The following is a 12,082-nucleotide window of genomic DNA, read 5'->3' on the forward strand; positions in this document are numbered from 1 at the left end:
GCCATGGTCTACCTCGGTCGTGCGGCCTGCGGCTGCACGGCACCGGCACGGCTCGTCCGTCCGCGGAACGCCGGGAGCGCGGCCAGCCGACGTACGTAGTCCCGGAGGTGTCCGTACGGGGCGAGCTCGTCCGGGTCTTCGAGGTGGACGAGGGCGACCCAGAGGTCCACGTCCGCGGCGGTCAGGTCGCGGCCCGAGGCGTAGGGCGCCGAGGCCAGCCGCCGGTTCAGCCGCCCGAGTGCGGCGGACCGCCTGTGCGGCGCTGCGGCCGGTACGACGTCGGCGTCCAGGAGTTCGCTCAGGGCGTCGATGTCCGCGGCGCGGGCCGGCGGGCGGAGCGCGGGAAGCCCGGTGCCGGTGCGGACGGCCAGACCCGCGAGGTCGCGCAGGATGTCGGGTGTGTGGTTGCTGACGACGCGTCCGGTCCAGCGGTCGCAGAGGGCGGGCGCGGTGAGCGGGCCCTCGTAGTGGTGCCAGGTGGCCTCGTAGGCCCGGCGCAGGGCCGCGAACCCGTCGGACCTCTCGCCGGTGTGCGCCAGGGGCGTGGTGGCGACGAAGTCCCCGAGGCCCAGCAGATCCAACGTGATCGAGACGCGCAGCGAACGGGGACAGTCGGTGCACAGGTACAGCCGGTAGCGGTGCGGTGCCGGGTAGAAGCCGCCTGCCAGGCCGACGCCGATACGGCTGTTGAGGCGGCGCGGGCTCGGCGACCCCGTGACGCGGGAACCGCGAACCGGGCCGGAGGTGCCGTCGGGACGTCCGGCGTCGGACGTGGTGCAGGGTGCGCTGGTGCTGGAGGCGTGCGACATGGTCTCGGGCATGACTCTCCACGGGTGAGGAAGTCCGGCCGCCCGCTGGGCGCCGCGACGAAACGGAGTGACTGCGCTCTCGTGCCGGTCCGGATCGTCGGGCTAGTACGCGCTGGAGACACGCGACAGATCGATGTGCAGGCGCCTCGTCAAATCGTTCCTGGGCATTCCCACCGGTCCTTGCTCGGGGCTCGCGAGATGCGAGACCACGCTTGTCCCGCCGCGCCGGCGGAACCCGGTCGTCACCCGGGGCACCCCGTCGCGGTGGAAGGGTTGCCTGCCAGCGGGCCGGGGCCGATGACCGTACGAGCAGGGAGCCTGCCCGCGGGGCGCTGACAATCGTGACCGTCCCGGTCAGTGTCGTCGCGCTCCGTGGGAGCGTCAAGAAGGCCCGCGCGAAGTCTCACGACGTGGTCGGGGCGGCCCGCCCGGGTGCCGGGGGAGGGACGCTGCCCGGAACCGGTTCGAGCAGTTCCCGCACCAGCGCGGCCACTTGCTCCGCCTCGATGAGGAAACCGTCGTGGCCGTACGGGGACACGACCGTACGGAGACGGTCCGCCGTGCCGATCCCGGCGGCCAACTCCGCCTGCTGATAGGGAGGGTAGAGCCGGTCGGAGTCGACCGCGGCCACCAGGGTCCGGGCCGTGACGCGGCTGAGCGCCGCCCGGACACCCCCGCGGCCCCGCCCGATGTCGTGGCTGTTCATGGCCTCCGCCAGCGCGACGTAGCTGCCCGCGTCGAAGCGGCGCACCAGCTTGGCGGCATGGTGGTCCAGGTACGACTCGACCTGGTACCGGCCGCCGTTCCACGGCTCCTCCGTGCCCTGGTACCCGCGGCCGAAGCGGGTCCGCAGCTCCGGCTCGCTGCGATAGGTGACATGGGCGAGGCGCCGGGCCAGGCCGAGTCCCGCGTGCGGTCCGCGGCCACGCCCGGCGTCGTGGTAGTCGCCGCCGCGCCAGTGGGGGTCGGCGCGGATCGCGTGGACCTGCGCCGAGGCCCAGGCGATCTGCTCGGCGCTCGCAGCGGCGGTCGTCGCCAGCAGCAGCAGCGAGTCCGTGCGCTCGGGGTACGACACGGCCCACTCCAGGGCACGCATCCCGCCCATCGACCCGCCCAGCACCAGCGCCCACCGGCTGATGCCGAGCGCGTCGGCCAGGCCGGCCTCGGCCGCCACCTGGTCACGCTGTGTCAGAAACGGGAAGTCACCGCCCCAGCACCGTCCGCCGGGACGCCGGGAGGACGGTCCCGTGCTGCCCTGGCAGCCGCCCAGCACGTTCGGGGCGACGACGAACCAGCGGTCCGTGTCGAGTGCCCGGCCCGGTCCCACCAACCCGTCCCACCAGCCCGGAGTGGGATGCCCCGGCCCGGCGGGTCCGGCGACGTGACTGTCGCCGGTGAGCGCGTGCAGCACCAGCACGGCGTTGGACCCGTCCGGCGCGAGCCGCCCCCAGGTCTCGAACGCCAGCCGCACGCCAGGAAGTTCACCGCCCGCCTCCAGGGACAGCGGCTTCCCGCGGACGTGCCACTGGCGCCGTCCGGCCGGGTCCCCCTCCCGCCACGCCCCGGAGGCCGGCGGGAGGGAGCCCCGGGAGGTCGCAGGCACGGTGTTCAGGACGCGCCCTTCGCGGCGCGGAAGCCGGCCTCCAGGTCCGCCTTGAGATCGGCGAGGTTCTCGATGCCGACCGACAGGCGCACCAGCCCCGGTGAGGTCCCGGTCGCCGCCAGGCCGTCCTCGTCGAGCTGGCTGTGCGTCGTGGACGCCGGATGGATGATCAGGCTGCGTACGTCACCGATGTTGGCGAGATGGCTGAACAGCTCGACCGCGTCCACGAACCGCTTCCCGGCCTCGACACCGTCCCGCAGCTCGAACGCCAGCACCGCGCCCGCGCCGCGGGGCAGGTAGCGCTGCCCAACCTCGTACCACCGGTTGGACTCGAGCCCCGGATAGTGGACGGCGGCGACCTCGTCGCGCTGCTCCAGCCATTCGGCCAGGGCCTGGGCGTTGGCGGAGTGCCGCTCGATGCGCAGGCTGAGCGTCTCCACCCCTTGGAGCAGCAGGAAGGCGGAGTGCGGCGACAGCGCGGGCCCGAGGTCGCGCAGCAGCTGCACCCGCAGCTTGATCGCGAAGGCGCCCGGACCGAGCGCGGGCCAGTACCGCAGCCCGTGGTAGCTGGGGTCCGGCTCGGTGAAGTCGGGGAAGCGCTCGGCGTGCGCACCGAAGTCGAAGGTGCCGCCGTCCACGACGACACCGGCGATCGTGGTGCCGTGCCCGCCGAGGAACTTGGTGGCCGAGTGCACGACGATGTCGGCGCCGTGCTCGATGGGCCGCAGCAGGTACGGGGTGGGCACCGTGTTGTCCACGATCAGCGGGACACCGGCCTCGTGGGCGACGTCCGCGACGGCCCGGACGTCGAGGACGTTGCCGCGCGGATTGCCGAGCGTCTCGGCGAACAGCGCCTTGGTGGTCGGCCGGATCGCCGCCCGCCAGGCCTCGGCGTCGTCCGGGTCGTCGACGAAGGACACCTCGACGCCGAACTTCGGCAGGGTGTGGCGGAACAGGTTGTAGGTGCCGCCGTAGAGGGACGTACTGGCGACGATGTGGTCACCGGCGCCCGCCAGCGTCAGGATCGCCAGGGTCTCGGCGGCCTGCCCGGAGGCGAGGGCCACGGCGGCGACCCCGCCCTCCAGCGCGGCGATGCGCTGCTCGAAGACGTCCTGCGTGGGGTTGTGGATGCGCGTGTAGATGTTGCCGGGCTCGGCGAGCGAGAACAGGTCCGCGGCGTGCCGGGTGTCGCGGAAGACGAACGAGCTGGTCTGGTAGATCGGCACCGCCCGCGCCCCGGTCGTCGGGTCCGGCACGGCACCGGCGTGGACCTGCTTCGTCTCGAACGACCAGGCCGAGGTGTCGGGTCCCGCGGGTTCCTCCTCGGGGGTGTGACCTGCGGTGACGGAGTCGATCGGCTGGCTCATGGTTCTCCCTTGTGCGGCGTGCGGAGACACGCGCGGTGTACGAGTGCGAACGTGCGTGGAGGCACCGCGGGGCTGCGTGCTGCGCCGGGCGGCGGGCAGCACGGATGCGGTGGGGGAGGAGGGGCGGTCAGGCGGCGGAGGCACCCGAAGGGAGACAGGCCGTGGTGGTGACACGCATGTGGTCGACGTGGCGCCGGCTCACGAGCACGGTCGCGCGTCCGGGCCGCCACGGTCCGTCGGGCGCGGCGGGCACGGCACGTGGGATGAGGGGCGGGGCGGGCTGCGCCGTCCCGGAGCGCTCAGGAGGCATCGGTGGAGGAGCCGGGGACCGGCGTAAGGACTTTGCTGAAGCAGACGCTGTACGGGTTGCGGTCGTACGGAGGGTAGGGCGGTACCCGGAGCCATCCCTCCCGCGCGTAGAGCGTCCGGGCCTCCGGTTGCAGCGCACCCGTCTGCAGCCACAACCGCTCGATGCCGAGTCCGAGCGCCGTAGACTCCACCGCCCGCAGTGCCGCCCTGGCCAGTCCCCGGCCGCGGTGACCGGCATGGACGAACACCCGCTTGACCTCGTGGCGGTCCGGCAGCCTGCGCAGTGAGGCGGTCGCCACGGGGACGTCGTCCGCGTACGCGACCCAGGTGACGACGATCTCGTCCGCCGACGGCTGGGGCGCACGGACCCGACGGTGCTCGACAGGGGCGTAACGGGGGGCCAGTTCGGCGGACATCAGCTCGCGCAGCCGGACCGCGGCGGCGGCGTTCCAGCTCTCGGACTCCCACCGGAGGGTGGCGGACGGCAGGCTCATGGTGCTTCCCAGCAGGAGGAGGGCGCGGGGCGCGGGGCGCGGGCCCCGTGGACCTGCATGGTCACCCCGGCCGAGTGCGCCTGTCCTCCCCCTCGGCCCGTTGTTCGCAGAACGGAAACAGCGCGTTCGTGAAGGCGTGACGGTGACCGGCCCGCGCTGGCCGGTCACCGGGCGACGGCTCTCCCCGCGGCCCGCGCAGGGCCGGGGAGGCAAGAGCGGGCGGCGGTCAGTGGGAGCCGGAGCCGCCACTGCCGAAGGAGCCGCTGGAGCCCGCGCTCCACCGGCGCCGTGTGGTGTCCCCGCTCGGTTTCGAGGCGATGTTGCCGTGCGCCGCCAGTTGGTACGGGGTCAGACGCTGACTGCTCCGGGGCACCTCGTCGGGCTCGCGGTTCTCGCGGACCTCGAACACCGGACCGTTCGCGGGCGGCTTCGGCTGTTCGTCGACCCGCGGGCGCGGCGGCTCCTCGCGGCGGACCCGGCTGCCCATCCACATGGCACCGCCCAGCAGCGCCACGACGGCCAGACCGATCACCAGCGGCGCGAAGCCGGCCACGAGACCGCGGTTCGCGCTCGCCGCCATGTCGTTCACCAGTAGGTTCATGGGTGCATCCGTCCCTTGTGGGGTTTATGTCCGCGAGTACCCCTCGCCCCTCGCGTGAATCGGGCGGGTTACGCCGGCCGGAGTCCACGAGTGCAGCGTTTGACAAGGGCGACCGCGGCTACTCGGGGCGGGTGACCTCGACGACATCTGAGCAGGAGCTCTTCCGGTTCCTGGAGGACCGCTTCGCGTGCGCGCAGTCGTGTGCGGAGTGTGCTCGGACATGTGCTCTGCGTGCGAGCCTCGTGGACCCGGACGGGCCGAAGGAGCAGGAACTGGTACGCCGCAAGGGCGTCATGTGCGCGGAGGTGTGCGACGCGACGTGCCGCATGCTGTCCGAGCAGTCGGGCCTGGACGAGGCGGGCATGCGCGTCCAGCTGGAGTGGTGCCGGGACGTCTGCCTGGAGTGCGCCGACGTCTTCGACGACCACCCCGGTGCGCAGGGCAGTGCGAAGGCCTGCCGTGAGTGCGCCCAGGCCTGCATGGACTTCATGGCCACGCTCCGCTGAGGCGGGCCGCCACCCCGTCGGCACGCCGCCGGCACCGGGGGCACCCCGGGCGGCCCGGGGTGCCCGGGCGCCGACGGTACCGGCGGCCTGCCGCCGGGCACCACATCGGTGCGGGTCCCGGTCCGCGTCAGGCGGGCGCGGGTGCCGGTCCGCGTCACGCGGGCGCTGGTCTTCGGTCCGCGTCTACCGGTGCGCTTCCCGGTCCGCGCCACACCGGTCCGCGTCCCGGTCCGGCAGCGGGCGTCCGGCGCGCACGTTCCAGCGGTTCGAGCGCCCGCTGAGCTCCGTGGCGGTCAGCGGCGGTACGTCGATCCGCCAGAACGCGGACTCCGGCGCCCCGAGAGCCCGTACCAGCGCGGCCCGTACGACCTCCGGCTCCACGACGGCGACGACGCGCCCCGCGTGCTCCGCGGCCCTGTCCAGCCGACGGGCGACCCGGTCGCAGAAGTCCCGCACCGACTCCCCGCCGTGCGGAGCGGACCCCGGGTCCGCCAGCCAGCGCGCGACCGCGTCCGGTTCCTTCGCGCCCACCTCGTCCAGCGTCGCGCCGCGCCAGCGGCCCACGTCGAGACCGGCGAGCTCCGCCACCTCGACCGCGTCAAGACCGAGCGCGCCGGCGGTGTCCCGGCAGCGCACGCTGGGGGAGACCCACCGCTCACCCGCGGCCGTGAACATGTCCGCGGCAGTCCGGGCGAGCCGCAGTCCGCCGGTGTCCGCGGGACAGCCGTCGTCGAAGCGGGCCTCGCGGAGCGCCGCGCTCGACGCTGCTGAGATCAAGGTCACTCGGGTCGTCATGGATCCGCTCTCGTGATCGAAATGCCGCCGCGCCCGCAGCCGAACGCCGTGTGCAGAGCGGGAGTTGGCCGTGGTCCTGAACCCCGGGGCGCACGCTGTGCCTCCCGTGCGCCCTTGGCCGGGCCTCCGCTTCGCGGTACGGTCTCGACGATATTGACGACGGTACGGCGGAAGCCCGGTGAGAATCCGGCACGGTCGCGCCACTGTAAGCCCCGCAACAGCCGCTCCCGCCAGGGGTGGTGAAGGCAGGGCAAGTCAGACCCGCAGCCGTCGTCCTGTGCACCACCACGATGGGACGCGAGTTCCCCAGGAGGTCCTGCCACATGGCGCAGTCCGTCGCTCAGCCGACCGCCACTCCCACCGCCGTTCCCGCCAAGCTGCCGATCGGCGCGATCGCTCCCTGGGCGGTCTTCTTCGGCATCCTGATGCTGGTCCTGCTCTACTTCGTCGGCGCCGAACAGGGCGCCACCGCGCTCGTCTCGGGCGAGAACGTGCACGAGTGGGTGCACGACGCCCGCCATCTGCTCGGCTTCCCCTGCCACTGACGGCGACGAGGAAGCGTACGAGCCGATGAACTCAGCAACAGTCAGAAACCTCCTGGTGCGCGGCATGCTGGCGGGTCTCGCCGCCGGCCTGCTCGCCCTCGCCGTCGCGTACTTCCTCGGTGAGTCCCGCGTGGACGCGGCGATCGCGTACGAGGAATCGCACGCGCACCACCACGAACACGGCGTGGAGACGGTGACCCGCACCATGCAGTCCACCGGTGGCCTGGCCACCGGCGTCCTCGTCTACGGCATCGCCTTCGGCGGCATCGCCGCTCTCGCGTACTGCTTCGCCCTCGGACGGATCGGCCGCTTCGGGCCCCGGGCGAGTGCGCTGCTGCTGTCGACGGCGGGCCTGGTCGCGGTCTACGTCGTGCCGTTCCTCAAGTACCCGGCCAACCCGCCGTCCGTCGGCGACGCCGACACCATCGGCAAGCGGACGACGCTGTACTTCCTCATGGTCCTGCTCAGCGTGCTGCTTGCCGTCGCGACCGTGATCCTGGGCAAGCGCCTCGCACCGCGGCTGGGCAACTGGAACGCGACGCTGGCCGCCGGGGCGTTCTTCGTCGTCGCCGTCGCTCTTGCGTACGCGTTCCTCCCGGCGGTCGACGAGGTGCCGAGGGACTTCTCGGGCACCCTGCTGTGGCAGTTCCGGCTCGCGGCACTGGCGATCCAGCTGACGCTGTGGACCTCCTTCGGGCTCGTCTTCGGCGCACTGGCCCAGCGGCTGACGGTGCCCGGGACCGCCCCTGCTCAGGGCAGGGAGGAGAAGCCGGTGACCGCGGCACCGGTCGCTCCCTGAGCGTTCGCAGATCACGGGCGGGCCCCGGCCGGGGCCCGCCCGCTCGTGCCCGGGCATCAGCCCGGGCGGCCGGAGCCGTCCGCCGTTCCCGGGGCTCGAGCGCGCGAGGGCCGGGCGAGTCGTTCGAAGCCGTCCAGCATCGCGGTGAGCCCGGTGTCGAACTGCTCGGCGGGGTCGCCGGCGCAGTCCTCCGCGCCGGGGCGCAGCACCGCCAGGCTCAGCGCGTGTCCCACGGTGAACTCCCGCAGGCAGCGGGCGATGCGGCCCGCCCGGGCGGGGCCGAAGCCCGCGGCGCCGACATGGTCGACGAGCCGCGCGCAGGCGTCCGTCGCGGCGGGCGAGCGCACCGGATGCGTCGCGAACACGGCGACGGCGTGCGGATGGGCGAGCAGCGTGCGCCGCAGCCGCCGACAGTACTGCTCGGCCACCGCCCGCCAGGAGCCGCCCCAGGGCAGCGAGTCGAAGTCCACCTCCTCCAGGAGGAGTTCGGCGACGCCGTCGAAGAGCGCGTCCTGGTCCTCGAAGTAGCGGTACGCGGTCATCGGGTCCACGCCTAGTCCCGCACCGAGCTTGCGCATCGAGAAGGCGCGCAGCCCGTTCACGTCGATCAGTGCCAGCGCAGCCGCGGCGATGCGGGCACGATTCAGCGCCGGTCTGGTGGAGGGGGCCGACGGTCCGTCCTCCGCTTCGTGTCTGTCGGTCTTCATGGTGCGCCGGTCCAGGTTCGTGTTCGGGCCGTTTCCTGCACTTCCGGGAAAACCGGCGGGCCAGCCGGTTTCGGGGTCTCTCCGCATGCTACGTCCGGCGGGTCGTCCAGGACATCTGCCGTAGGGCGGCGGCAGCGACCGGGGCGCGGGCGGCGGGGGGTTCGGCAGCAACACCGGGGGTGTGCGCGGCCGCGGGTTCTCCGGCGTGTCCCCGGCATTCCCAATTTCTGGAACGCGTTCTACTGTGTGCGCCGTCAAGTCCGGGTGGGACCAGTCGATCCACTGGGAGCCGGGAGGCGCCGTGCATCTCCAATACACGCCCGAGCAGCAGCGGTTGCGGACCGAACTGCGTGACTACTTCGCCCGGTTGGTACCGGACAACGCCTACGCGCGCCACGGCGAACCGGCGACGCGGAAGCGCTTCTACCGCGAGACCATCCGCAGGCTCGGCGCGGACGGCTGGCTCGGCGTGGGCTGGCCGAAGGAGTACGGCGGACGCGGGCTGAGCCCCATGGAGCAGTTCATCTTCTTCGACGAGGCAGCCCAGGCGGGCGCCCCCCTGCCGTTGATGGCGCTCAACACGGTCGGCCCGACCCTCATGCGGTTCGGCACGGACGAGCAGAAGGCGTACTTCCTGCCGAAGATCCTCTCCGGGGAGATCGACTTCGCCATCGGCTACAGCGAGCCCGACGCGGGCACGGACCTCGCCGCGCTCAGGACGAGAGCCGTACGGGAGGGCGACGAGAGCACCGGCCACTACACCGTCGACGGCCAGAAGATCTGGACGACCAACGGCGACACCGCCGACTGGATCTGGCTCGCCGTACGCACCGACCCGGACGCGCCGCCGCACAAGGGCATCACCATGCTGCTCGTACCGACGTCCGACCCGGGTTACTCCTGCACCCTCATCAACACCCTCGCCTCGCACGACACCACGGCGAGCTACTACGAGAACATCCGCGTCCCCGCCTCGCGCCGGGTCGGCGAGGAGAACAAGGGCTGGCGGCTGATCACCAACCAGCTCAACCACGAGCGGGTCACGCTCGCCGCCCACGGGACCATGGCGATCCGTGCCCTGCACGACGTGCAGCGCTGGGCGATGGACACCGAACTCGCCGACGGCCGCCGCGTCGTCGACCTCCCCTGGGTGCGCCGACGCCTCGCGCAGATCCACACCAGGCTCGACGCGATGAAACTCCTCAACTGGCAGATGGTGAACGCCGTCCAGGAAGGCACGCTCACTCCCCAGGACGCCTCCGCCGTCAAGGTGTACGGCTCCGAGGCGCGCCGGGACGCGTACGCCTGGCTGATGGAGATCGTCGCCGCCCCCGGTGCCCTGAAGGAGGGCTCGGCGGGCGCCGTCCTCCAAGGCGAGCTGGAGCGCGGCTACCGCTCGGCGGTGATCTTCACCTTCGGCGGCGGCAACAACGAGATCCAGCGAGAGATCATCTCCTGGATCGGCCTGGGGATGCCTCGGGTGCGGCGCTAGGTGCCACGCGACCGGTCAGCGCATCGTCCAGTGGCTGGGCTTGAAGCCGGACAGGCGGGACCACAGCCCGGTGAAGGGTTCCTGAGGAGCCTGCGCCTGCAGGCCGCACAGATGGGCCACTGCCTCCGACACGGATGTGTCGCTGCGCTCGAGCAGGTGCTGGCGGGCGAGGGCGGCGCGATTGAGGGCACGGGCGTCAAGAACGAGTCATGGCATTCCCACGCGGCGGCAGGTGGGCAGGATCTCCCGCTCGATGTCGCATTTGAGGATGGAGTAGGTGGGCTGCTCGGTTCGCAGGCGGTGCGGTGGTGTCCCGCTTCCTTCCGCTGCCGTACGTGTTCGGTGCCTGCGCCGTCCGGGCCGCCCGTGCGGCCGCGGCCCGGACGGCGCAGGCATGTCAGGTCGGCCGGCTGGTTCAGCCGTTGTACGGAGCGGTGACGTCCAGGACCCAGCTGATGCCGAAGCGGTCGGTGAGCATGCCGTACAGCGGTGCCCACTGCGCGGGCTCCAGCGGACGCACGATGGTCGAGGTCTCTGCGAGCTTGCCCCACAGGGCGCTGATCTCTTCGGCGTCGTCGCCACGCACGGAGACGAAGAACGGGTTCTCGCCCTGGTTCCAGGGCAGCTGCGAGGGCACGTCGTAGGCCATCACGTGGAAGCCGCTGTCGCCGGCCACCTCGCCCCACATCACCCAGTCCGCCTCGCTCTCGTCCTGCACGGCGCCCGCGTCCTTGTAGGTGACCGCGACAGTACGTCCGCCGAAGACGGACCGGTAGAAGTCCAGCGCCTCACGTGCGGTGCCCCGGAAGTTCAGGTGAGTGGTGGTCGTGACGGACATGACCTGCTCCTTGCTCGATGCCATGAATTCGCCGCCGACCGTCCCAGCTCCAGCGGCGGCTGCCGTGACCAGGAGCGATGCCTCCCGAACGGCTCGTATGCCACGATGGCAGAGGTAGAGGACAGGGTGTGTCCGGTACTCCAGGGAGTATGGGTGCCGTGCATAAGACATCTGCCCGGCTGCTCGCGCTGCTCTCGCTCCTTCAGACACCCCGTGACTGGTCCGGTGATGATCTCGCCGAGCGTCTCGGCATCACGTCGCGGACGGTGCGCCGTGACATCGACCGCCTGCGCGAACTCGACTACCCGATCAGGACCCTCAAAGGGCCGGCCGGCGGCTACCGCCTGGAGGCCGGCACTCATCTGCCGCCCATGTTGTTCGACGACGATCAGGCCGTCGCCCTGGCCGTCGCGCTGCAGACCGCGGCCGCCGGCACCACCGTCGCCGAAGACGCCACCCGCGCGCTGGCCACCCTCCGCCAGGTCATGCCACCCCGCCTGCGCCACCGCATCGACCTGTTGCACATCACCGCCGTCCAACCGCCCGCGGCGGCCGACGACACCCCCCAGGTCGACGCCCAGGTCCTGATGGACCTGAGCCGCGCCATCCACGCCCGCGAGGAACTGCGCTTCGCATACGCCCCGACTCCAAGCACCTCGGCCGATGACGTCCGCCGCACAGAACCCCACCACCTGGTCACCTGGCGTCAGCGCTGGTACCTCGTGGCCTGGGACCTCCACCGCGAGGACTGGCGTACCTTCCGCGTCGACCGCATCCGGCCCCGCACACCCACCGGCCCCCGCTACACCCCTCGTGACCTCCCCGGCGGCACCGTCTCCACCTTCATCACCAGCCGGTTCCGCGGCAACGACGGCACCACCACCGACTGGCCCTGCCAAGGCGAAGTCATCCTCCGCCTCCCGGCCGCCGATGTCGCGCCCTTCGCCCAGGACGGAATCGTCGAGGAACTCGGCTCCCGTCACTGCCGGCTCATCCTCGGCTCCTGGTCATGGACCGGACTCGCCGCCGCCATCGGCCGCTTCGACACCGATATCGAAGTCATCGGCCCACCCCAACTGGCCACCGCGTTCGGGGACCTCGCCGCCCGCTACGCCCACGCCGCCCGCACCACAGGACCAGAGACCGGCCCGGCGCGCTCACCTCGGCGCCCGGCGCCCGGCGCTCGGCGCTAGCACCGACGAGATCCCGTTGTGGAC

At 72.3% G+C, this 12,082-nt stretch carries 13 protein-coding genes, 1 pseudogene and 2 riboswitches; of the genes and pseudogenes, 5 read left to right on the top strand and 9 right to left on the bottom strand.

The window, feature by feature from the left end:
• Positions 1-8: 8 nt before the first annotated feature.
• The 5 genes from AC0ZLC_RS07220 to AC0ZLC_RS07240 all read right to left on the bottom strand — a co-directional run bounded on the left by AC0ZLC_RS07220 (position 9) and on the right by AC0ZLC_RS07240 (position 5,183).
• Positions 9-821, bottom strand: a complete 813-nt coding sequence (locus AC0ZLC_RS07220; protein ID WP_476751040.1) for a glutathione S-transferase family protein — start codon at positions 819-821, stop codon at positions 9-11.
• Between the two features lie 191 nt (positions 822-1,012).
• A riboswitch (SAM riboswitch) is annotated at positions 1,013-1,156 on the bottom strand.
• A gap of 56 nt (positions 1,157-1,212) precedes the next feature.
• A complete protein-coding gene (gene metX / locus AC0ZLC_RS07225) occupies positions 1,213-2,412 on the bottom strand; it encodes a homoserine O-acetyltransferase MetX (RefSeq protein WP_476751041.1) in 1,200 nt (399 codons plus the stop codon).
• Between the two features lie 5 nt (positions 2,413-2,417).
• Positions 2,418-3,779, bottom strand: coding sequence for a bifunctional o-acetylhomoserine/o-acetylserine sulfhydrylase (locus tag AC0ZLC_RS07230; protein ID WP_476751042.1), 1,362 nt, complete (start codon positions 3,777-3,779; stop codon positions 2,418-2,420).
• 299 nt (positions 3,780-4,078) lie between these two features.
• Entirely contained in the window at positions 4,079-4,582 is a 504-nt protein-coding gene (locus AC0ZLC_RS07235) for a GNAT family N-acetyltransferase (RefSeq protein WP_476751043.1), read from the bottom strand.
• A 226-nt stretch (positions 4,583-4,808) separates the two neighbouring features.
• Entirely contained in the window at positions 4,809-5,183 is a 375-nt protein-coding gene (locus AC0ZLC_RS07240; RefSeq protein WP_476751044.1) for a DUF6479 family protein, read from the bottom strand.
• A gap of 131 nt (positions 5,184-5,314) precedes the next feature.
• On the opposite strand from AC0ZLC_RS07240, the gene AC0ZLC_RS07245 reads away from it, so the two are divergent.
• On the top strand, positions 5,315-5,689 hold the full coding sequence (locus tag AC0ZLC_RS07245) for a four-helix bundle copper-binding protein (protein WP_476751045.1): 375 nt from the start codon (positions 5,315-5,317) through the stop codon (positions 5,687-5,689).
• 183 nt (positions 5,690-5,872) lie between these two features.
• Here the strand turns inward: AC0ZLC_RS07245 and AC0ZLC_RS07250 are convergent, their stop codons facing one another.
• Positions 5,873-6,484 carry a histidine phosphatase family protein gene (locus AC0ZLC_RS07250; protein WP_476751046.1) on the bottom strand — a complete coding sequence of 204 codons (612 nt, stop codon included), beginning with the start codon at positions 6,482-6,484 and terminating at the stop codon, positions 5,873-5,875.
• Positions 6,485-6,609: 125 nt separating this feature from the next.
• Positions 6,610-6,770: riboswitch (cobalamin riboswitch) on the top strand.
• A 37-nt stretch (positions 6,771-6,807) separates the two neighbouring features.
• Here AC0ZLC_RS07250 and AC0ZLC_RS07255 point away from each other — a divergent pair.
• Entirely contained in the window at positions 6,808-7,029 is a 222-nt protein-coding gene (locus AC0ZLC_RS07255) for a CbtB domain-containing protein (protein ID WP_358855656.1), read from the top strand.
• A 25-nt stretch (positions 7,030-7,054) separates the two neighbouring features.
• Positions 7,055-7,828, top strand: a complete 774-nt coding sequence (locus AC0ZLC_RS07260) for a CbtA family protein (protein WP_476751047.1) — start codon at positions 7,055-7,057, stop codon at positions 7,826-7,828.
• A 56-nt stretch (positions 7,829-7,884) separates the two neighbouring features.
• Here AC0ZLC_RS07260 and AC0ZLC_RS07265 read toward each other — a convergent pair whose 3' ends face one another.
• Entirely contained in the window at positions 7,885-8,535 is a 651-nt protein-coding gene (locus tag AC0ZLC_RS07265) for a TetR/AcrR family transcriptional regulator (protein ID WP_476751048.1), read from the bottom strand.
• A gap of 301 nt (positions 8,536-8,836) precedes the next feature.
• On the opposite strand from AC0ZLC_RS07265, the gene AC0ZLC_RS07270 reads away from it, so the two are divergent.
• Entirely contained in the window at positions 8,837-10,027 is a 1,191-nt protein-coding gene (locus AC0ZLC_RS07270; RefSeq protein WP_476751049.1) for an acyl-CoA dehydrogenase family protein, read from the top strand.
• 33 nt (positions 10,028-10,060) lie between these two features.
• Here AC0ZLC_RS07270 and AC0ZLC_RS07275 read toward each other — a convergent pair.
• Positions 10,061-10,183, bottom strand: a pseudogene (locus AC0ZLC_RS07275) (winged helix DNA-binding domain-containing protein); the annotation flags it as partial.
• Positions 10,184-10,442: 259 nt separating this feature from the next.
• On the bottom strand, positions 10,443-10,865 hold the full coding sequence (locus AC0ZLC_RS07280; RefSeq protein ID WP_476751050.1) for a VOC family protein: 423 nt from the start codon (positions 10,863-10,865) through the stop codon (positions 10,443-10,445).
• Between the two features lie 158 nt (positions 10,866-11,023).
• On the opposite strand from AC0ZLC_RS07280, the gene AC0ZLC_RS07285 reads away from it, so the two are divergent.
• Positions 11,024-12,058 carry a helix-turn-helix transcriptional regulator gene (locus AC0ZLC_RS07285; protein WP_476751051.1) on the top strand — a complete coding sequence of 345 codons (1,035 nt, stop codon included), beginning with the start codon at positions 11,024-11,026 and terminating at the stop codon, positions 12,056-12,058.
• The last annotated feature ends 24 nt before the right edge of the window (positions 12,059-12,082 follow it).

Source organism: Streptomyces sp. GLSS-08 (assembly GCF_056387915.1).

What these genes read in the sequence shown, in the direction of transcription:
- AC0ZLC_RS07220 (WP_476751040.1), bottom strand. Translation starts at nt 821, where the DNA reads ATGCCCGAGACCATGTCGCACGCCTCCAGCACCAGCGCACCCTGCACC.
- AC0ZLC_RS07230 (WP_476751042.1), bottom strand. Translation starts at nt 3,779, where the DNA reads ATGAGCCAGCCGATCGACTCCGTCACCGCAGGTCACACCCCCGAGGAG.
- AC0ZLC_RS07235 (WP_476751043.1), bottom strand. Translation starts at nt 4,582, where the DNA reads ATGAGCCTGCCGTCCGCCACCCTCCGGTGGGAGTCCGAGAGCTGGAAC.
- AC0ZLC_RS07240 (WP_476751044.1), bottom strand. Translation starts at nt 5,183, where the DNA reads ATGAACCTACTGGTGAACGACATGGCGGCGAGCGCGAACCGCGGTCTC.
- AC0ZLC_RS07250 (WP_476751046.1), bottom strand. Translation starts at nt 6,484, where the DNA reads ATGACGACCCGAGTGACCTTGATCTCAGCAGCGTCGAGCGCGGCGCTC.
- AC0ZLC_RS07255 (WP_358855656.1), top strand. Translation starts at nt 6,808, where the DNA reads ATGGCGCAGTCCGTCGCTCAGCCGACCGCCACTCCCACCGCCGTTCCC.
- AC0ZLC_RS07260 (WP_476751047.1), top strand. Translation starts at nt 7,055, where the DNA reads ATGAACTCAGCAACAGTCAGAAACCTCCTGGTGCGCGGCATGCTGGCG.
- AC0ZLC_RS07265 (WP_476751048.1), bottom strand. Translation starts at nt 8,535, where the DNA reads ATGAAGACCGACAGACACGAAGCGGAGGACGGACCGTCGGCCCCCTCC.
- AC0ZLC_RS07280 (WP_476751050.1), bottom strand. Translation starts at nt 10,865, where the DNA reads ATGTCCGTCACGACCACCACTCACCTGAACTTCCGGGGCACCGCACGT.